This is a genomic window from Saccharothrix sp., assembly GCF_031180885.1.
GTDB lineage: Bacteria > Actinomycetota > Actinomycetes > Mycobacteriales > Pseudonocardiaceae > Actinosynnema.
In genome coordinates this window covers 51,850-71,354 of sequence record NZ_JAPSLK010000032.1, presented here as the reverse complement: position 1 = coordinate 71,354, position 19,505 = coordinate 51,850, and the positions used below count along the sequence as shown (strand labels likewise).

At 72.6% G+C, this 19,505-nt stretch carries 17 protein-coding genes; 12 read left to right on the top strand and 5 right to left on the bottom strand.

All coding sequences use genetic code 11. From position 1 onward, the window contains the following. Positions 1-13: 13 nt before the first annotated feature. From RIN75_RS28875 to RIN75_RS28860, 4 genes are all read left to right on the top strand, one after another. A complete protein-coding gene (locus tag RIN75_RS28875) occupies positions 14-814 on the top strand; it encodes a hypothetical protein (protein ID WP_309115181.1) in 801 nt (266 codons plus the stop codon). Between the two features lie 158 nt (positions 815-972). After that, positions 973-1,752 carry a hypothetical protein gene (locus tag RIN75_RS28870; protein WP_309115180.1) on the top strand — a complete coding sequence of 260 codons (780 nt, stop codon included), beginning with the start codon at positions 973-975 and terminating at the stop codon, positions 1,750-1,752. An 878-nt stretch (positions 1,753-2,630) separates the two neighbouring features. After that, on the top strand, positions 2,631-3,977 hold the full coding sequence (locus RIN75_RS28865; RefSeq protein WP_309115179.1) for a serine/threonine-protein kinase: 1,347 nt from the start codon (positions 2,631-2,633) through the stop codon (positions 3,975-3,977). Positions 3,978-4,080: 103 nt separating this feature from the next. Then, positions 4,081-5,697 (top strand): serine/threonine-protein kinase, encoded by a 1,617-nt coding sequence (locus RIN75_RS28860; RefSeq protein WP_309115178.1) that lies wholly within the window; start codon positions 4,081-4,083, stop codon positions 5,695-5,697. Here the strand turns inward: RIN75_RS28860 and RIN75_RS28855 are convergent. Beyond that, positions 5,694-6,587, bottom strand: coding sequence for a LysR family transcriptional regulator (locus RIN75_RS28855; RefSeq protein WP_309115177.1), 894 nt, complete (start codon positions 6,585-6,587; stop codon positions 5,694-5,696). The genes RIN75_RS28860 and RIN75_RS28855 overlap by 4 nt on opposite strands. A 64-nt stretch (positions 6,588-6,651) precedes the next feature. Here RIN75_RS28855 and RIN75_RS28850 point away from each other — a divergent pair, with 64 nt between their 5' ends. The 3 genes from RIN75_RS28850 to RIN75_RS28840 all read left to right on the top strand — a co-directional run bounded on the left by RIN75_RS28850 (position 6,652) and on the right by RIN75_RS28840 (position 9,475). Continuing rightward, the gene (locus RIN75_RS28850; protein WP_309115176.1) at positions 6,652-7,587 is read left to right on the top strand and encodes a DMT family transporter; all 936 of its coding nucleotides are present in this window, start codon (positions 6,652-6,654) and stop codon (positions 7,585-7,587) included. A 183-nt stretch (positions 7,588-7,770) separates the two neighbouring features. After that, positions 7,771-8,181, top strand: a complete 411-nt coding sequence (locus tag RIN75_RS28845) for an SsgA family sporulation/cell division regulator (protein ID WP_309115175.1) — start codon at positions 7,771-7,773, stop codon at positions 8,179-8,181. A gap of 22 nt (positions 8,182-8,203) precedes the next feature. Next, positions 8,204-9,475 (top strand): serine/threonine-protein kinase, encoded by a 1,272-nt coding sequence (locus RIN75_RS28840; protein ID WP_309115174.1) that lies wholly within the window; start codon positions 8,204-8,206, stop codon positions 9,473-9,475. On the opposite strand, the gene RIN75_RS28835 is transcribed toward RIN75_RS28840, so the two are convergent. Further along, positions 9,476-10,921, bottom strand: coding sequence for an aldehyde dehydrogenase family protein (locus tag RIN75_RS28835; RefSeq protein ID WP_309115173.1), 1,446 nt, complete (start codon positions 10,919-10,921; stop codon positions 9,476-9,478). A gap of 47 nt (positions 10,922-10,968) precedes the next feature. Between RIN75_RS28835 and guaA the strand changes: the two genes are divergently transcribed. Next, positions 10,969-12,537: a glutamine-hydrolyzing GMP synthase gene (guaA, locus tag RIN75_RS28830; RefSeq protein WP_309115172.1), complete on the top strand. Its 1,569-nt coding sequence runs from the start codon at positions 10,969-10,971 to the stop codon at positions 12,535-12,537. 125 nt (positions 12,538-12,662) lie between these two features. Here guaA and RIN75_RS28825 read toward each other — a convergent pair whose 3' ends face one another. Continuing rightward, the gene (locus RIN75_RS28825; RefSeq protein ID WP_309115171.1) at positions 12,663-12,863 is read right to left on the bottom strand and encodes a hypothetical protein; all 201 of its coding nucleotides are present in this window, start codon (positions 12,861-12,863) and stop codon (positions 12,663-12,665) included. Next, the gene (locus RIN75_RS28820) at positions 12,856-14,064 is read right to left on the bottom strand and encodes a PspC domain-containing protein (protein ID WP_309115170.1); all 1,209 of its coding nucleotides are present in this window, start codon (positions 14,062-14,064) and stop codon (positions 12,856-12,858) included. The genes RIN75_RS28825 and RIN75_RS28820 overlap by 8 nt, the downstream gene beginning before the upstream one ends. 111 nt (positions 14,065-14,175) lie before the next feature. Between RIN75_RS28820 and RIN75_RS28815 the strand changes: the two genes are divergently transcribed. Then, positions 14,176-15,426: a PspC domain-containing protein gene (locus RIN75_RS28815; protein WP_375296040.1), complete on the top strand. Its 1,251-nt coding sequence runs from the start codon at positions 14,176-14,178 to the stop codon at positions 15,424-15,426. A gap of 13 nt (positions 15,427-15,439) precedes the next feature. Further along, positions 15,440-16,105, top strand: a complete 666-nt coding sequence (locus RIN75_RS28810; RefSeq protein ID WP_309115169.1) for a response regulator transcription factor — start codon at positions 15,440-15,442, stop codon at positions 16,103-16,105. Here RIN75_RS28810 and RIN75_RS28805 read toward each other — a convergent pair. Then, positions 16,102-16,692 carry a TetR family transcriptional regulator gene (locus tag RIN75_RS28805; RefSeq protein WP_309115168.1) on the bottom strand — a complete coding sequence of 197 codons (591 nt, stop codon included), beginning with the start codon at positions 16,690-16,692 and terminating at the stop codon, positions 16,102-16,104. The two genes, RIN75_RS28810 and RIN75_RS28805, sit on opposite strands and share 4 nt — an antisense overlap. Positions 16,693-16,793: 101 nt before the next feature. Here RIN75_RS28805 and RIN75_RS28800 point away from each other — a divergent pair, with 101 nt between their 5' ends. Together RIN75_RS28800 and RIN75_RS28795 are read left to right on the top strand one after the other, a co-directional pair. Beyond that, a complete protein-coding gene (locus tag RIN75_RS28800; protein ID WP_309115167.1) occupies positions 16,794-17,585 on the top strand; it encodes an SDR family NAD(P)-dependent oxidoreductase in 792 nt (263 codons plus the stop codon). Next, positions 17,585-18,949, top strand: coding sequence for a cytochrome P450 (locus RIN75_RS28795; protein ID WP_309115166.1), 1,365 nt, complete (start codon positions 17,585-17,587; stop codon positions 18,947-18,949). The genes RIN75_RS28800 and RIN75_RS28795 overlap by 1 nt, the downstream gene beginning before the upstream one ends. Positions 18,950-19,505 lie beyond the last annotated feature (556 nt).

Genomic DNA, 19,505 nt, shown 5'->3' with positions numbered 1-19,505 from the left:
TAGGGAGTCGCCAGTGCAGCGCCCTACGACGAGCGGTCGCAGGCACAACCGCACCGGCTCGGTCTCGGTGGCCGAGCTGATCAGGAAGCAGCGAACCCCGTTGCGCATCCACCCCCCGGAGCAGGCCGCCGAACTCGGCCCGGTCACGGAACTGCTGGGCGAACCGGTCCACCGGTCCGCGCCGCCGCCGACCCGGCGGGGCGCGCGGATCGCCGGGCTGGTCACCGGCGCGCTCGTGCTGATCACGTCCGTGGCAGCGGTGGCGATCCTCGCCGGGCACCGCGCTCCCGGGCCGGACCGCCCGCGGGTGGCCCCGCCGCGGGAGATCAGCGGGTCGTCGGCGTTGCGCCCGGACGTCCTGTCGGCCCAACTGGGCGGTGCGCCCGCCGAGGCGGAGGTGCCCCGGGCGGAGGTCGTGCCCGCGCCGATGGCCGCCGACGAGCCGCCGCAGGTCGAGGAGCCGGTCGCGCCGTCCGTGGTGCCGCCGCCGAGCGTGGCGACCGGGCCGCACCCGCAGGTGGACGTGGTGCGGCGGTTCTACGAGCTGCTGCCCGCCAAGCCCGCCGAGGCGGCGCGGCTGCTGACGGCCGAGCTGGTCGGCGGGAGCGGGCGGGACTTCGTGGCTTCGTGGGACCGGATCCAGTCGATCACGATCGAGTCGACGTCGGCGCGGCCGGACGGGTCGGTGCTCGCGGTGGTGTCGATGCAGGAGCGGACCGGTCGGTGGATGCGGGTCGAGCAGGTGTTCTGGCTCACAGAGACGAGCCAGCCGAGGATCGTCGGAACGCGCGTCCTTTCGGCCCAGCGCAGTTGACGGTATGTATTGATCTTGAACAACGACTTGACGCAAAGTGACCTTGCGCGGTTGTTGTCGAGGAAAGTTCGCCCGAAGGGGTTACGAACTCGGTCACGATTCGGTATCCATGTTCCCGGCCGGTAGCGCAACGCACTCTCCGGGAAAGGTGACCTTCGGTGTCGAACGACGACAAACGCCGGCGACGGGACGGGTCGACCACGACCCAGCTCTCCGTCGCCGAGCTGCTCGCCAGGCGCGAAGCCGAAACCCAGCCGATCCCGCGGATCACCGACGAGGAGACCGTCCGGTTCAAGCCGGCACCGAACCTGTCCGGGCGCGAGCTGCACATCACCGAGCTGCTCAAGCGCGAGGGACGTGCGGGCGAGGAGGAGCGCGGCGGCGGGTTCTCCGTGCCGAAGCTGGTGGCGATGGCGAGCGGCGGCGTGGTGCTGGCCGGCACCGTCGCGTTCACCGCGAGCAACCTCCTGTCGTCGCCCGACGAGCGCCCCCTGGCGGAGGTCCGCTACGACACCCGCCCGGCCGCGCGGGCCACCAACACGGTCGGCAAGGACCTGGCCCCGGCCGCCGCCGCCCAGCAGCAGGCGCCGCAGACGGCCGAGTCCACGACGGACACCACGACCCCGTCGCAGACCGCCACCAAGAAGCCGCGCGCCACCCAGCAGCCGGCCCCCACGACCACCACGACGACGGAACAGGCCCCGGCCACCGAACAGCCCGCGTCGACCACGACCACCACCCCGACGACCACGACGACGACCCCGAGCAGCGAAACCCCGCCGCCGACCAGCAGCAGCTCGTCGACCCCGTCGTCCCCGGACTCGTCCACCCCGCCGACCTCGACCAGCCCGTCCACCCCGGGCCTGGGCTTGGGCCTGGACCTCGGCGGCATCCTGAACCCGATCGGCGGCTTCGACTTCTTCGCCCCGGCCGAGTAGGCCCGGATCGGGCAAGCCCCGATCGGGTGTGGCAGGACCGGGCAGGCCGGGACCGGCGAGCCGCGACCGCGCAAGCCGGGACGCGGACCACTTCCGCCACCTGCCACGCCCGAGAGTGTCGTACCCCCGTGCGATGATCGGACCGGGGGCCGGAGGCCACGCCCGAAACGCGGAGGACCTGCCAAGGCGGGCGCACAGGGGCATGCCCGACCACCCGAGCCGGCGGCATGCTCACGAGACCGCCGAACCGCTCGCCCGCTGCCGCCCGCACTGCCTGCCGCACTGCCTGCCGCACGCCTGGCCGCCACGCCCGCACCTGCCCCGCCGCCCGCGCCCGCCACGCTCGCCACCTGCCACGCCCGCCCGCCCCGCCGCAGCTGCCGCACCCGCCACGCCCCGCCGCCACCTGCCCGCGCCCGCCCACCTGCCCGCCCGCCCACCTGCCCGCGCCCGCCCACCTGCCACGCCCGCCCACCTGCCACGCCCGCCCACCTGCCACGCCCGCCCACCTGCCACCGGTCGACCGCACACGACCGATCGCACAGGCCGCACCGAACCCCGTCGCCGCCGACCCCGTGTCCCGGCACAACCCCTCCACCCCGCCATGGTTGGATGTGGTCGGGGGCCCGGTCGGTCCGGCCCGCGCTGGGCCGTTCGGAGTCAAAAGACGCGATCTTCACCCGAACAGGTGGCCTCCCGGACTGGTTTCGGGTATCCCTTCCCGGTCCGGATAAAGCTCGCGTGACCTGCGCAACGGTCCGAAAGCCGTCGTCACGGCCGGGGTAGGCTGTCCGCGCACCGATCCGCACGACGAGGAGCACGAGCGTGAGACCTGCTGCCCTTGCCGCGGTCCCGCAGCGCCCCTGCGAGGTGGTCCGGTGAGCACCGCCGAAGGCCGGCTGATCGCCGAGCGCTACCGGTTCCTGGACAAGATCGGCAGCGGCGCCATGGGCGTCGTCTGGCGTGCCCAGGACGAGCGGCTCGGTCGGATCGTCGCGGTCAAGCAACTGCTCCTCGCCCCGGGGCTCGACGCGACCGAGCAGGACGAGGCCATCCAGCGCGCCATGCGCGAGGGCCGCATCGCCGCGAAGCTGCACCACCCGAACGCGATCGCCGTCTACGACGTGGTCGAGGAGAACGGCGCTCCGTGCCTGGTCATGGAGTACCTCCAGTCCTACAGCCTCGCCGACACGATGGCCGAGCACGGCCCCCTCGACGCCGAGGAGGTCGCCCGCATCGGCGCGCAGGCCGCGGCGGCGCTGGCGGCGGCGCACGCGGCGGGCATCGTGCACCGGGACGTCAAGCCGGGCAACGTGCTGCTGTCCGACAACGGCCTGGTCAAGATCACCGACTTCGGGATCTCCCGGGCCAGCGACGACGTCACGGTCACCAAGACCGGCCTGATCGCGGGCACCCCCGCCTACCTGGCCCCGGAGATCGCCCGCGGCCAGGACCCGACGCCCGCCTCGGACGTCTTCTCCCTGGGCTCGACGCTGTACGCGGCGGCCGAGGGCGAGCCGCCGTTCGGGTTGAGCGAGAACACGCTGGGCGTCCTGCACGCGGTGGCCGCCGGCCGGATCAACCCGCCGACGCTGGACCACCCGCTCACCGACGTCCTGCTCACCCTGCTCAACTACGACCCCGCGCAGCGCCCGACGATGGCCCAGGCCCGCGACCTGCTCAACGCGGTCGCCCAGGGCCGGGAGCCGAGCCTGTCCGGGCTGAACGCGGTGCCGCTCGCGGTCCCGGCCGGCGCGACGTCCGTGCTCGACCCCGAGCGCACCCGCGTGGTCCGCCCGAACCCGCGCACCACCGGCGCCACGGCCCCGGTCGCGCCGCCGCCGTCGTCCAGGAACAACACCCGCCCGCTGGTCATCGCGGCGGCGTTGCTGGGCGCGCTGCTGCTGATCGGTTTCATCCTGGTCGCGCTGAACGTGTTCGACCGCAAGGACCCCGTGGTCCCGCCGGTGAGCGAGACGACCAGCTCCAGCACGCCCGCGCCGACCACCTCGTCCTCCGCTGTGACCACCACCACAGTGCCGCCGCGCACGACGTTCGAAGAGCCGACGACGACCCAGCCGACCACGACGGAGCAGCCGACCACCACGACCACGACGACCACCACGAAGCCGTCCTCGGCGGCCCCGACGACCACCACCACGCCGCCGGCACCGACCTCGTCGACCACGGCGTCTCCGGTCCAAGGTCAACAATCGACCTCGTAAGGTGGAGCTGAACCCGATCGGGTGATGCAACGTCCTTTGTCCGAGTGGCGATGGCACCGGTGCACGCCACTGATGTGTAGGCCCGAGCAGCTTTGGAGCACCCGTGACCGACGATGGCCGCCTGGTGGCCGGCCGCTACCGACTGGGCCGGCGGATCGGCAGCGGCGCGATGGGCATCGTCTGGCAGGCCCACGACGAGCGCCTGCACCGCACCGTCGCGGTGAAGCAGCTGCTGCTCCAGCCGGGTCTCGCCGAGTCGGACACGGACGAGGCCAAGCGCCGGGCCATGCGGGAGGGTCGGATCGCGGCCCGCCTCCAGCACCCGCACGCGATCGCGGTGTACGACGTGGCCGAGGACGACGGCCAGCCGTGGCTGGTCATGGAGTACCTGGCGTCGCGCAGCCTGTCGACGGTGCTGGCCGAGCGCGGCACGCTGCCGCCCCGCGAGGTGGCCGCGATCGGTTCCCAGGTGGCGAGCGCGCTGGCCGCCGCGCACAACGCGGGCATCGTGCACCGGGACATCAAGCCGGGCAACGTGCTGCTCGGCGACGACGGCACGGTCAAGATCACCGACTTCGGCATCTCCCGCGCGACCGGCGACGTCACGGTCACCGCCACCGGCATGCTCGCGGGCACCCCCGCCTACCTGGCGCCCGAGGTCGCGAAGGGCTACGACCCGGGTCCGCCGTCGGACGTGTTCTCGCTGGGTTCGACGCTGTACGCGGCGGTCGAGGGCATGCCGCCGTTCGGCCTGAACGAGAACACCATCGCGCTGCTGCACCAGGTGGCCTCGGGCAAGGTCACCCCGCCGAAGCAGGCCGGTCCGCTGACCGCGCTGCTGATGCGCCTGCTGCGCGCCGAGCCGGAGGACCGGCCGACGATGGCCGAGGCGAAGGAGGCGCTGGCCGCCGTCGCCGCGGGCCGCGCCGCGCCGGAGTTCCCGGTGCCGCTGCCGCAGTCGCACCCGCCGTCGTGGCAGGGCGCGCCGGTCCAGGTCCCGGCCCCGGCCACCCGCGCGCTGACCCCCGCGCCGCCCCAGAACCCGGCACCCCAGCCACCTCAGGCCCCGCAGGCCACCCGCGTGGCGCCCCCGGTGCAGGCCCCGCACACCCCGCCGCGCCCGGTCAACGCGATGCCGCAGGCCGCACGCCCGGCCGCCGCACCGCCGCGGCCCCGCCCGGCGGGTCGTGGGCCGATCAAGAGCAAGCGGTCCACCGTGGTGACGGCGCTGGCGATCGTCGGTGCCGCCGTGGTGGGCATCCTGCTGGCCAGCATGCTGTCCGGCGGTGGCGGCACCGAGGGCCAGGCCGGCCAGACCACGTCGACCACGCCGGTCGCGAGCGGCGGCGAGCCGTCGACGTCCACGTCGAAGAAGCCGGTGGCCCCGCCGACCAAGTACACGACGGACCCGACCAGCCAGCAGATGGAACAGACGATCCGGGACTACTACGCGCTGCTGCCCGGCCACGTCGACGAGGGCTTCGGCCGGCTCACCCCGGAGATGCAGGGCGCCCAGGGCGGGCCCGGCGGGTACAAGAGCTACTGGAACAGCGTGAAGCAGGTCGAGCTGACCAACATCCGGGAGAACTCGGCGTACGCGTACGAGGTCGAGCTGACCATCACCAAGAAGGACAACTCGGTCACCCAGGAGCGGAAGCTGATCGTCCTCCAGTGGGTCAACGAGGGCCTCTACCTCTCCAAGGAACAGAGCCTCGCCTAGGCGACCGCAGCCTTCAGGGCGTCCACCAGGGTGCGCACGGCGGGTGAACTCAAAGAGTCCTCGCGGATGGCGGCGTGGATCATCCGCACGGGCTCCGGGTGGCGGAGTTTGCGGACCACTACGCCGGGGTGCACCACGCCCAGCCCGAGCTTCGGGATGATCGTCACGCCCAACCCGGCCGCGACAAACCCCTGCGCGGTCGGGTAATCGTCGGACTCCAGCACGAAGTTCGGCGCGAACCCCGCCCCCGCGCAAGCGTTCAGCACGATGTCCCGGCAGGGCCCCGGCGGGTTCACCGCGTCCACCCACGGAGAATCGGCCAGGTCCGCCAGGTCCAGCACCCGTTTGCGCGACAACTCGTGCCCGCGCGGCAGCACGGCCAGGTAAGGGTCGTCCAGCAGGTGCACGAACCGCACCCCGCGCGGCGCTTCGACCACCCGGGGGAACACCGTCAGGGCCACGTCCGCCCGCCCGGCCGCGATCTCCAGCATCGGGTCGTCCGGCTCGGTCAGCTTGAGGTCCAGCTGCACGTCGGCGTGCCGCTCCTTGAACGCCGCCACCGCGGGCGGCACGAGCGCGGCACCGGCGGTGGCGAAGTACCGGACCCGCAACCGACCGGTCCGGCCCTCACGCAAATCCGCCAGAGCGGCCTCGGCCTCGACCAACCGGTCGGTGATGTGGGCCGCGTGCTCGGTGAGCATCCGGCCGGCCGCCGTGGGGCGGACGCCCCGGCCGACGCGGTCCAGCAGCGGCAGGCCGGCCTGTTTCTCCAGGGCCGCGACCTGCTGGCTGATCGCGGAGGGGGTGTAGCCGAGGTTGACCGCGGCGGCCGTGATGGAGCCCGTGGTCACCACGGCGCGGAGCACCTGCATGCGTCGCACGTCCAGCATGGCTCCAGCGTATAGCCATGCTTAAAGGTCGTGCAGTTCTATTCACTTGTCCTGGAAGCTTCGCATGGCGCACGATGTGCCGGTGAACAAGCCCGGCACGCTGGTCAGGATGGGTGTCCTCGCTCTCTTCTGGGGTTCCAGCTTCCTCTGGATCAAGATCGCGCTCACCGGGCTGTCCCCGGTCCAGATCGCCCTCGGCCGCACCGTGCTGGGCGCCGCCATCGTGGCCGGGCTCCTGTTCGCCGGTGGGCAGCGACTGCCGCGCGGCCGGGCGGTGTGGGGGCACCTCGCCATCGCGGCCGTGTTCGGCAACGTGATCCCGTTCGTCCTGTTCGCGGTGGGCGAGGAGACCGTGGACTCGGGTGTGGCGGGCGTGCTCAACGCCACCACCCCGCTGTGGGCGCTGGCCATCGGCCTGGCGCTCGGCTTCGAGAAGCAGCGCAACGCGGCCCGCCTGATCGGGCTCGTGCTGGGCTTCGCGGGCACCCTGCTGATCTTCGCGCCGTGGCAGAAGGCGGGGCTGGCGAGCTGGGGCGCGCTGGCGTGCCTCGCCGCCGCGGCCTCCTACGCGGTCGCCTACACCTACGTGGGCCGCACGGTGTCCGGGCGCGGCCTGTCGTCCATGCAGATCTCCGCCACGCAACTGGTGCTGGCCAGCGGTCTGACCGTGTTCGTGCTGCCCGCCGGCGGCCTCCAGGAGCCGCACCTGTCGTGGCAGCCGCTGGTCGCGGTCGCGATCCTGGGCGTCTTCGGCACCGGCCTGGCGTTCATCATCAACTACCGGATCGTCGAGGACGAGGGCCCGACGAACGCCACGACGGTCGGCTACCTGCTGCCCGTGGTGTCGGTCCTGCTCGGGGCCGCGTTCCTGGGCGAGGACCTCAACCTCCGGGTCGTGCTGGGCATGGTCGTGGTCCTCGTGGGCGTCGGGCTTACCCGCAAGCAGCCCGCGACGGCGATCGTCCCGCCCCAGAAGGAGCCCGTGACTACGCTCAAGTGACCTGCGATAACACTGTGTTACTCGCCGGTACGGCCAGTTGAGACGGGCGGTGTGGGCAAACGGGTGGACCTGCGACGCAGGTCTCCCCCGATCGCGTGGTGTTCAGGCGAACCACGTCCCGATTCACCTTTCCGGACGTCTCCTCTCCTGAGAGGGTCGAACCGAGAAGGGAATCCCACAGCCATGAGCGCCGAGAGCATCACCACCACGACGACGTTCCACCTCCTGGTCCCCGGCGTCCCGCCGGCCCCGGTGGAAGCCGAGCTGCACTACGAACCGGAGGACCCGTACGCGGTCGCCGTCCTGTTCCACACCGGGCAGGGCAAGGTCGAGTGGATCTTCGCCCGCGACCTGCTGGCCGACGGCCTGCTGACCGCGTCCGGAGAGGGCGACATCCTGGTCCGCCCGGCCGCCGACGACCCGGAGCGGGTCCTGCTGGAGCTGAACGCGCCGACCGGGTTCGCGATCCTGTCCGCCCAGGCCGAGGACATCGCCGAGTTCCTGGACCTCACCTACGACGTGGTCCAGCCCGGCGAGGAGGACCTGTGGATCGACTTCGACCGCGAGTTGGCCAAGCTCGTCTCGACCAACTGAGCCCGGTCGCTACCCTCCTCCCGTGCACGAGTCGGGGGCTGCGGTCGGCGGTCGGTACGCGCTGGTCGAGCGGGTCGGCAGCGGCGCCATGGGCGTCGTCTGGCGGGCGCTCGACGCGCTGCTGGACCGCGAGGTGGCCGTCAAGCAGCTCCGCTGGCCCGACCTGACGCCCGACGAGGCCCGGGTGGCCGGGGCCCGGGCGCTGCGCGAGGCGCGCAACGCGGCCCGGCTGCACCACCCGAACGCCGTCGCGGTGTTCGACGTGGTGGTCGAGGACGACCGGCCCTGGTTGGTCATGGAGTACGTGCCCGCACGCAGCCTGGCCGAGCTGCTGGTGGAGCGCGGCGCGCTGGACCACGCGGAGGCGGCCCGCATCGGCGGCCACGTGGCGGCGGCGCTGGCCGCGGCGCACGCGGCGGGCATCGTCCACCGCGACGTGAAGCCGTCCAACGTCCTCATCGGCCACGACGGCGCGGTGAAGCTGACCGATTTCGGCATCTCCCGCTCGGTGAACGACGGCACCCTCACCGACACCGGCATGATCACCGGCACCCCCGCGTACCTGGCTCCCGAGGTGGCGCGCGGCGAACAGCCGGGGACCGCCGCCGACGTCTTCTCGCTGGGCGCGACCCTGTACGCGGCCACCGAGGGCCGACCGCCCTACGGGGCGACCGAGAACAGCCTGGCGCTGCTGTACAAGGCGGCCAAAGGCGACATCGACCCGCCCGCACCGGGTCCGCTGTCCGGTGTGATCTCCCGGCTGCTGGCCGGCGACCCCGCCGAACGCCCGTCCGCCGCCGACGCCGCGGACCTGCTGGCGAACCCCCCGGTCGACCGCCCCCGGCCGGGCTGGATGGCGCCCGCCATCGCCACGGCGATCCTGGTGGTGGCCGCCGGCGCGATCGCCGCCGCCTCCCTGACCGCCGAACCTTCGGTGACCGGCCCGCCGCCGGCGCAGAGCGACGTCCAGGTCGCCCCGCCGCTGTTCGACGACCAGGCGGTGGTCGACTTCATCCGCGCCCACTACGCGCAGGTGACCAACGACCCGTCGCTGGCCTGGGAGAACCTCTCCCCCGACTTCCGGCCGGACCTGCCCGACTACACCCGGTTCTGGGTGGCCTACGACAACGTCCACGTGACGAGCGTCGGTGTCCTGCGCGAGGACGACGTGTTCACCGCGGACGTGGAGTTGGCCTTCGTGCAGGGGTCCGCGCAGTCCGTGGAGACCTACCGGCTGCGGGTGCGGCCGGTGGACGACCACCTCCAGATCATCTCTTCGGAACGGGTCGCTTGATCAGAGGGTGATGCCGGTCAGGACCATGGTGCGTTCCTCGGTGAAGTCCTCCATCGCCGAACGCACCCCCTCCCGCCCGGTCCCCGACCCCTTCACGCCGCCGTAAGGCATCTGGTCCGCCCGGTACGACGGCACGTCGCCGATGATCACGCCGCCGACTTCCAGCTCGGCCGCCGCCTCGAACGCCACCGTCACGTCACGGGTGAACACACCCGCCTGCAAGCCGTACTCGGTGGCGTTGGCCTGCGCGAACGCCTCCCCGACCGACTCCACCACGGACACCGCCAGCACCGGCCCGAAGACCTCCTGGTGCCACAACCGGGCCTCCGCCGGCACGTCCTGCAGCACGGCGGGCTCGATCGAGGTGCCCTTCCGGCCGCCGCCGACGTGCAGGACCGCGCCACCGGACACGGCTTCGGAGATCCACTCCTCGACCCGGCGGGCGTTGTCCTCGTCGATGAGCGGGCCGACCTCGACCTCCGGGTCGTGCGGGTCGCCGGTCTTCAACGCCCGCACCGCCGCCACCAGCTTCGGCACGAACTCGTCCGCCACCTCCCGATGCACCAGCACCCGCTGGACCGCGATGCACGACTGGCCGGCCTGGTAGTTGCCGAAGGTCGCGATCCGGGACGCCGCCCACCCCAGGTCGGGCCAGTCCGGGCACACGATGGCGGCGCTGTTGGACCCCAGCTCCATCAGCACGTGCTTGCGCGGCGCGCTGTCGGTCAGCGACCAGCCCACCGAGGTCGAGCCGGTGAACGAGATGACCGGCAGCCGCTCGTCGGTGACCAGCGACTTCATGTCCGAGCCGCGCACCGGCAGCACCGAGAAGGCGCCCTCGGGCAGGTCGGCCTCGGCCAGCACCTCGCCGAGCAGCAACGCCGACAGCGGGGTCGCCGAGGCGGGTTTCACGATGACCGGGGCGCCCACGGCCAGCGCCGGGGCCACCTTGTGCGCCACCAGGTTGAGCGGGAAGTTGAACGGGGCGACCGCGAGCACCGGGCCGCGCGGGACCCGGCGGACCACCGCCATGCGGCCCTCGCCGTTGGCGTCGGTGTCCAGGCGCTGGAGGTCGCCGGTGAACCGGCGGGCCTCCTCGGCGGCGAACCGGAACGTGTTCACCGCGCGCTGGACCTCGATGTTCGCCCACTTGAGCGGCTTGCCGTTCTCGGCGGTGATGGTCTCGGCGATCTCCTCGGCGCGTTCGGCGAGGGTCTGGGACACGTGCAGGAGGGCCTTCGCGCGGACGTGCGCGGGGGTGCGGCGGAATGCCTTGGCCACCGCCGCCGCGCCGGCGACGGCCCGTTCCACCTGGTCGGGGCCGGGTACGGCGACCGACGCCACCTCCGTGCCGTCGTAGGGGTGGGTGACGGTGATGGCCCCCGTGCCCTGCTCCGGACGTCCGGCGATCCAGCAGGGCCGTGGCTGCGGGGTGAACGCGTCCATGGGGCACAACCTAGGCCGTTCTGAGCACCCGGTGCAGGTCTGAGACGATGTCAGCCGTGTCTGAGAGCAGCAGCCGCCCCGTTCTGGTCGTCGACTTCGGTGCGCAGTACGCGCAGCTGATCGCCCGTCGCGTGCGCGAAGCGCAGGTGTACTCCGAGGTCGTGCCGCACACCGCGAGCGTGGCCGAGCTGCTGGAGAAGGACCCGGCGGCCATCGTGCTCTCCGGCGGTCCGTCCAGCGTCTACGAGCCGGGCGCCCCGCAGGTGGACCCGAAGCTGTTCGAGGTGGGCGTGCCGGTGTTCGGCATCTGCTACGGCTTCCAGGCCATGGCGGGCGCCCTCGGCGGCACCGTCGAGCACACCGGCACCCGCGAGTACGGCCGCACCGAGGTGAACGTGCGGGCCGACGGCGGTCTGCTGCACGAGGAGCTGCCCGGCAGCCACCCGGTGTGGATGAGCCACGGCGACTGCGTCACCGCGGCCCCGCAGGGCTTCACCGTGACCGCGTCCAGCGACGGCGCGCCGGTGGCCGCGTTCGAGGACCGGGAGCGCCGGTTCGCGGGCGTGCAGTACCACCCGGAGGTCGGCCACTCGCCGCACGGCCAGGAGGTGCTGCGGCGGTTCCTGCACGAGATCGCGGGCATCCGGCCGCAGTGGACGACGTCGTCGATCGTGGACGAGCAGGTCGCGCGCATCCGCGAGCAGATCGGGGACGGCAAGGCGATCTGCGGCCTGTCCGGCGGCGTGGACTCCGCGGTCGCGGCGGCGCTGGTGCAGCGCGCCATCGGCGACCGGCTGACCTGCGTGTTCGTCGACCACGGGCTGCTGCGGGCGGGTGAGCGGGCGCAGGTCGAGCGCGACTACGTGGCCGCGACCGGCGTGAACCTGGTCACCGTGGACGCGCGCGAGCGGTTCCTGGGGGCGTTGAAGGGCGTCACGGACCCGGAGGAGAAGCGCAAGATCATCGGCCGCGAGTTCATCCGCGTGTTCGAGCAGGCCGAGCGGGACCTGAAGGCCGAGGGCGACTACCGGTTCCTCGTGCAGGGGACGCTGTACCCGGACGTGGTCGAGTCCGGCGGCGGCGCGGGCACCGCGAACATCAAGAGCCACCACAACGTCGGCGGGCTGCCCGAGGACCTCCAGTTCACCCTGGTCGAGCCGCTGCGGGCGCTGTTCAAGGACGAGGTGCGCCGGGTCGGCACGGAGCTGGGCCTGCCGGAGACGATCGTGCAGCGGCAGCCGTTCCCGGGGCCGGGGCTGGGCATCCGGATCATCGGCGAGGTGACCGCGGAGCGGCTGGACGTGCTGCGCAAGGCCGACGCGATCGCCCGCGAGGAGCTGACCTCGGCCGGCCTGGACCGCACGATCTGGCAGTGCCCGGTGGTCCTGCTGGCGGACGTGCGCAGCGTGGGCGTGCAGGGCGACGGGCGGACCTACGGTCACCCGGTCGTGCTGCGGCCGGTGTCCTCGGAGGACGCGATGACCGCCGACTGGACCCGCCTGCCGTACGACGTGCTGGAGCGCATCTCGACCCGGATCACCAACGAGGTGGCGGAGGTCAACCGGGTGGTGCTGGACGTGACGAGCAAGCCGCCGGGCACCATCGAGTGGGAGTGATCCCGCCGCGCCCGCCGAGCACGACGCGGTCGTGAAGAAGGGCCGCTCCTCGTGGTGAGGAGCGGCCCTTCGGATTGTGAGCGTTGTCGGGCGTGAGCGTTGTCGGGCCTCAGTGGCGGCGGGTGTCAGCGGCGGCGGGCGGAGCCGGCCAGGAGGCCCAGGCCGATCACCATCGCGCCGCCCGCGAGGACCCAGCGCAGGTCCAGGAAGTCCGGCCACGCCGCGCCGTCGGACAGCATGTAGGCGGCGGCGACCAGGGCCGCGACCCCGAACACCAGTCCCACCACGTCGACGCCACGCTTCTCTTGCACTTCACGGTCAGCCACGGCTCACCACCACCTCTCCCATGCCGGCCTTCACGTCCAGCTCGATCTTCAGCCCGCCCTCGCCGTCGGCGCCGTTGTCGGTCACCCGCTCGGTGGGGCCCTTCCCGTCCGCCTGCTTGTCCAGGCACTTCACCACGCCGAGGTCGGCGTGGCAGACCGCGACCACGTCCGCGCCCTTCGGCACGATCACCCGGGCCTCGCCCAGGCCGATCTCGACCGCCGTCTTCACCGTGCCGGACGCGGGCAGACCGGTCAGGTCGACGTCCACGGTGCCGATGTTCGAGTCGTACTTGGGCAGCACGTCCACGACGGCCGTCGGCCGCGCGGACAGGTCGCCGTACCGGTCGGAGTCGTTCCACTCCGGGAAGTCCACCGTGGTCATCACGACCCCCGCCACGCTCAGCGGCACGACCAGGCCGATCAGGCCCTTGCCGCCGCCCCCGCGCAGCGCGCCGACCAGCATCCCCAGGCCGAGCGTCGCGACAACCAGGCCGATGACGTGCGGCGCGGTGAACCAGTCGCTGTACTCGGCGGCCACCATCGAGCCGGCCAGCACGACCAGCGCCAGGCCGAACGTCATCCCGCCCACGCGGGACTTGCGGCGCCGCGGGCGGGCCGGGGCGACCGGCACCGGCGGGGTGGTCGGGGTCGGCTCGGGCAGGTCCCACGCGAACGGCGCGGCGCCCAGCGGGTCCCAGGCGGGCGGCGTGACGCGGGTCGTCGGGGCGTCTGCGGGGTCCACGGGGCTCACCTCGGGGCTCGGGGCGGGTCGGTTCAACTGCCCGCGGCCGCGGTGCAGCGCGTAGATGGCGCCGACGGACAGCAGGAGCCCGCCGACCATGGTGAAGCCGCCGTCCACGAACAGCCCCGACGCCGGCAGCACCGCCAGCCCCAGCAGCACGGTCAGCGGCGCGGGCGTGGAACTGCGGCCGCGGCCGACCAGCGCCTCCGCGGCGGACGCCTCGTCACCCTCCTGGGCGAGGAACAACCACCCCAACAGGTAGATCAAAATGCCCGCGCCGTTGCACAGCGCCATGGCCACGAACGCCACCCGGACGATCACCGGGTCGATCTGGTACCGCTCCGCGATACCGGCGGCGACACCGGCGACCTTGCGCCCCTCGTGCGGCCGCCTGGGCCTGCTGGCCCAGAAGTCCTTCAGCGTCTGCTCGACGCCGGCTGTGCTCAGGTTCCCGCTCACGGTGACGAGCATCGCCGTTGCCGGGCACGATGCGCATCGGGGACCCACCCTGAACCCGGCATCGGGTGGAACCCTGATGAATCGGAAAACCGCTCGTGTGACGATCGGACCGTGACAGCGCAGGTGGTGGAGACCGTGGACAGGCAACCGACCGCGGCCAGGCAGTCCCGCTACCCCGAGCCGGTGCGCAGGCGGCGCGGCGGCCGGGTCGTCGCGGGCGTGGCCGGGGGCGTGGCCGACCACCTCGGCGTGGACGTGTTCTGGGTGCGCGCGGTGTTCGCGGCCCTGACCGCGCTCAACGGCGTCGGCGTCGTCGCGTACGGCCTGCTGTGGCTGTTCGTGCCGCAGCGGGAGGTCGACGCGCCGGAGCGGCCGTCCGGGTCCAAGGAGCGCCAGCAGGCGCTGGGCCTGGTCGCGCTGGGCATCGGCGCGGCGGTGATCAGCGGGCTGATGTCCGGCCCGGTCAGCGGCTGGATCGTCGGGCCGCTCGCGGTGGCCCTGGTCGGCGCGGCCGTGGTGTGGCGCGAGGCGGACGAGGCGCAGCGGCGGCGCTGGCGGGACGGGGCGCGGTCCGGGCTGCTGGGCAGCGGCCGGTCGGCCGTGGTCCGGGTGCTCGCGGGCGTGGCGCTGGTCGCCATCGGCATCGGCGTGCTGCTGGTCAACAGCTACGGCATCGACCAGCTGCGGTTCGCGCTGCTCGCCGTGGTCGCGACCCTGGGCGGCGTGGCGGTGCTCACCGTGCCGCTGTGGATCAAGCTGATCAACGACCTGGGCGAGGAGCGCCGGGTCCGCATCCGGACCGAGGAACGCGCCGAGATCGCCGCCCACCTGCACGACTCCGTCCTGCAAACGCTTGCGCTGATCCAGAAGCAGTCCGAGAACCCGCGCGAGGTCAAGCGGTTGGCCCGGGGGCAGGAGCGCCAGCTGCGCGAGTGGCTGTACGGGCGCAACGTCGAGGACAACACCCAGCCGACCACGCTGTCCGCCGCGATCGCCAAGGCCTCCGGCGAGGTCGAGGACCACTTCGCGCTGACCGTCCAGCAGGTCGTCGTCGGCGACTGCGAGCTGGACCCGAACCTGCTGGCCCTGATCCAGGCGGCCCGCGAGGCCATGGTCAACGCGGCCAAGCACGCCGGGGTGGGCGAGATCAGCGTCTACGGTGAGGTGGAACCCGAACGGGTGACCGTGTTCGTGCGCGACCGCGGCAAGGGCTTCGACCCGGACACCGTTCCCGAGGACCGGCATGGCCTCGCGGACTCGATCCGGGGGAGGATGGACCGGCACGGCGGCGAGGTCCGGCTGCGCACCACCCCCGGCGAGGGGACGGAAGTGCAGCTGTGCATGCCGAGGTCCGGGAACTAGGAGGGGTGCGGACGTGACAGGCCGGGAGACGCCGGTGCGGGTGTTCCTCGTGGACGACCACGCGCTGTTCCGCGCCGGGGTGCGCGCCGAACTGGACTCGATCACCGACGAGATCGACGTGGTCGGCGAGGCGGGCTCGGTCGGCGAGGCGGTCGTCGGCATCAACCACGTGCGGCCGGACGTGGTCCTGCTGGACGTGCACATGCCCGACGGCGGTGGGGCGGAGGTCCTGCGCCAAGTTCGCACGAGCCTGCCCGAGGTGGTCTTCCTGGCGCTGTCGGTGTCCGACGCGGCCGAGGACGTGATCGCGGTGATCCGGGCCGGTGCGCGCGGGTACGTGACGAAGACGATCTCCAGTCAGGAGCTGGTGCGCGCGGTGGTGCGCGTGGCGGAGGGCGACGCGGTGTTCAGCCCCCGGTTGGCCGGGTTCGTGCTGGACGCGTTCGCGGACCGGCCGGGCGCGGCGCCGATCAGCGACCCAGAGCTGGACCTGTTGACGCCCCGGGAGCGGGACGTGCTGCGGCTGCTGGCGCGCGGGTACGCGTACAAGGAGATCGCGTCGGAGCTGTTCATCTCGGTGAAGACGGTGGAGACGCACGTGTCGAGCGTGCTGCGCAAGACCCAGCTCTCGAACCGCTACGAACTCTCCCGCTGGGCTTCGGACCGCCGTCTGGTCTAGGGGTTGCGGGGTCCTTCGCTGCCCGCTGCCGCGCCCTTGACCAGCATCAACAGTCCGTCCACCAGGTCGTCGGTGGTGCCCGATCCGGTGGCGAGGGCGCGCAGCTTCATGCCCATGATCAGGCCCACCACCACGCCCGCGACCTTGTCCGCGTCCGGCACGCCCAGGGCCGTCAGCACCGTCGCCGCCAGCTTGTCGTAGGCGGTGAAGCAGTCGGAGGCCGCGTCCTGGAGTTCCGGGTCCCGGCCGGCGTGGAGGTACAGCTCGTACGGGGCGATCCGTTCGCTGTCCTGGGGCACGGTGTTGGCCACTTCGCGGACCAGTTCGACGACCTTCTCCAGGTCCGCGCTGCCGGTCTGGGACTGCTTGGCCAGTTCGCCGAAGTGCCTGGTCTCGCAGTCCACGAAGTGCAGCATGCTGGCCCGGAGCAGGTCCTGCTGGGTGGCGAAGTGGTAGGTCACCGAACCCAGCGAGACGCCGGCCACCTGGGCGATGCGGCGGTTGGTGACGCCCGCGACGCCGTCGTCGCCGATGATCCGCAGCACCGCGCTGATGATCCGCTGCCGGGTCTCGGCCGGTCTGGTCATGACTCACATCTTCCCGCATCGGTCGTGCCGGCCGGTCGTCGTGGCGTGCGATTTCCGATACTGTTCGTTCGAACGAACAGTATCCACCGGGGAGGACCGCGATGCACGTCAGGGGAAGCACCGTCCTGTTGACCGGCGCGACCGGCGGGCTGGGGCACGCCATCGCGCGTGCGCTCGCCACGCAGGGGGCGAAGCTCGTGCTCACGGGGCGGAAGGAGGCCGAGCTGAAGGCCCTGGCCGAGGAGACCGGTGGGCGTGCGCTGGTCGCTGATCTCGCTGACGCGGACGGGGTTCGCGCGCTGGTCAAGCAGGCGGGTCAGGTCGACGTGCTGATCGCGAACGCCGCGTTGCCGGCCAACGGGAAGCTCACCGACTTCACGGCGGAGGAGGTCCGGCGGGCGCTGGGCGTGAACCTCGACGCCCCGATCGCCCTCACCCACGCCCTCCTGCCGGGCATGGTCGAGCGTCGGCGGGGGCACGTGGTGCTCATCGGGTCTTTGGCGGGCAAGGTGACTTCGCCGTACGCGTCGCTCTACAACGCCACCAAGTTCGGTCTGCGCGGCTTCGGGTTGGGGGTTCGGCAGGACCTGGCGGGGACCGGGGTCGGGGTGTCGGTGGTGCAGCCGGGGTTCGTGCGGGACGCGGGGATGTTCGCCGACACCGGGGCCAAGCCGCCGGCCGGGATGCGGACGGTGTCGCCGGAGCAGGTCGCGGCGGGTGTGGTGGAGGCCATCGAGAAGAACCGGGCCGAGGTCAACGTGGCGCCGGTGGAGCTGCGGGTGGCGAGCACGGTCGGTGGGGCGTTCCCGGGGTTCGCGGAGGCGTTGCAGCGGCGGATCGGCGGGGACGACGTGATGGCGCAGATGTCGTTGTCGAACAAGGCGAAGCGCTGATGGCCGCCCCGGTGATGGACACGTCGGCCATCCCCCGCCCACGCTGGCGGGTGCCGTTGCTGGGCGATGTGATCGGCACGTCCCTGCGCACGCCCGTGCAGGACACCATGCGCCAGGGCAGGGACCTCGGCCCGATCTTCACCCGGCGGTTCCTGGACCGGGAGATCGTCTTCATCGGCGGTGCCGGGTTGACGGCAGAACTGGCCGACGAGAAGCGGTTCGCCAAGCACCTGGCGCTGGGCGTGGAGGAACTGCGGGTCATCGGCGGGGACGGGTTGTTCACCGCGTACAACGAGGAACCGAACTGGAAGACCGCGCACGACGTCCTGATGCCGGCGTTCACGCAGAGCGCCATGCGGGCTTACCACCCGGCGATGGTGGACGTCGTGCAGGAGTTGGTCGGGAAGTGGGACCGGGGCGGCGTGGTCGACGTGTCGGCGGACATGACGAACCTGACGCTGGAGACCATCGGGCGGGTGGGGTTCGGCTACCCGTTCGACTCGTTCCGGCGGTCGGAGGCGCACCCGTTCGTGCGGGCGATGATCGGGTCGTTGCGGCACGCGCAGCGGAAGGGCTTCCAGTTCCCGTTGGTGGCCAGGCTGTTCGGGCGGGGTGCGGAGGAGCGGTACCGGGCGGACGTGGCGTACCTGGCGGAGGTCGTGGACGAGGTGATCCGCGCGCGGGTGGCGTCCGGTCCCTCGGCGGACCGGATCGACCTGCTGGACCTGATGCTGGCGTCGGGGGCGTTGGACGAGGTGAACGTCCGGAACCAGGTGATCACGTTCTTGATCGCTGGTCATGAGACGACCTCGGGGGCGTTGTCGTTCGCGCTGTATTACCTGTCCCGCAACCCTTCCGTGGTGGAGAAGGCGCGGGAGGAGATCGACGCGGTGTGGGGCGGGGCGGAGGTGCCGGCGTTCGAGCAGGTGACCAAGCTGCGGTACGTGCGGCGGATCTTGGACGAGGCTCTTCGGTTGTGGCCGACTGCGCCGGGTTATGCGCGCGAGGCGAAGGCGGACACCGTGCTGGGTGAGCGGTACCCGATGAAGGCGGGCCAGTGGGCGCTGGTCTTGCTGCCGCTGGTGCACCGGGACCCGAGCGTGTGGCCGGACCCGGAGCGGTTTGACCCGGACCGTTTCGCGCCGGACCAGGTGAGGGCGCGGCCGGGGCACGTGTACAAGCCGTTCGGGACGGGGGAGCGGGCGTGCATCGGGCGGCAGTTCGCCCTGCACGAGGCAACCCTGGCCCTGGCCACCGTCCTCCGCCGCTACAACCTGACCCCCGACCCGGGCTACCGCTTGCAAATAACCGAAATGCTCACCCTGAAACCAGCCGGCTTCACCCTGACCATCCACCGCCGCTGACCTCCTCCCACAAGGGTCAGCGGCCGGCAGGCTGCCTGGCTGGACCGGGGCACGTCGGGTCGGGCCGCGCTGGGTCGAGCCACGCCAGGCCGCGCCGAGTTGGGCCGCGCGGGGTCGCGTCGAGTTGGGTCGGGCCGAGTTGGGCCGCGCCGGGTCGCGCCGCGCCGCGCCGGGTCGCGCAGGGTCGGGCCGCGCCGCGCCGGGTCGGGTCGCGCCAGCCAGGCTGCGCCGCCCGACCACATCAGGCCGCCAAGCCGCCGGGCCAGGCAACCCTGATCACGCCGGGCAGCCAGGCAGCCGGAGCGGCCGAGCAGCCGGGCAGCGGCAGGCGGCGCTGACTCACTCGCCGACCGGCGGCTATCGCGCTGCCGGACTGGCGTGCTGCCAGGCTGGCGGGCCTGCCGGGCTGGCGGGCCTGCCGGGCTGGCGGGCCTGCCGGGCTGGCGGGCTGGCGGGCTACCAGGGCTGGCAGCCTGCCGGGCTGCGGCTGCGGCTGTGGGCTGGTGGGCTGGTGGGCTGGTGGGCTGGTGGGCTGGTGGGTAAACCTGCCGTATCG

Excerpts from the sequence above, each read along its gene's own strand:
- RIN75_RS28845 (WP_309115175.1), top strand. The coding sequence starts at position 7,771 with ATGAGCGCCGAGAGCATCACCACCACGACGACGTTCCACCTCCTGGTC.
- RIN75_RS28835 (WP_309115173.1), bottom strand. The coding sequence starts at position 10,921 with ATGGACGCGTTCACCCCGCAGCCACGGCCCTGCTGGATCGCCGGACGT.
- RIN75_RS28850 (WP_309115176.1), top strand. The coding sequence starts at position 6,652 with ATGGCGCACGATGTGCCGGTGAACAAGCCCGGCACGCTGGTCAGGATG.
- RIN75_RS28805 (WP_309115168.1), bottom strand. The coding sequence starts at position 16,692 with ATGACCAGACCGGCCGAGACCCGGCAGCGGATCATCAGCGCGGTGCTG.
- guaA (WP_309115172.1), top strand. The coding sequence starts at position 10,969 with ATGTCAGCCGTGTCTGAGAGCAGCAGCCGCCCCGTTCTGGTCGTCGAC.
- RIN75_RS28795 (WP_309115166.1), top strand. The coding sequence starts at position 17,585 with ATGGCCGCCCCGGTGATGGACACGTCGGCCATCCCCCGCCCACGCTGG.
- RIN75_RS28855 (WP_309115177.1), bottom strand. The coding sequence starts at position 6,587 with ATGCTGGACGTGCGACGCATGCAGGTGCTCCGCGCCGTGGTGACCACG.
- RIN75_RS28800 (WP_309115167.1), top strand. The coding sequence starts at position 16,794 with ATGCACGTCAGGGGAAGCACCGTCCTGTTGACCGGCGCGACCGGCGGG.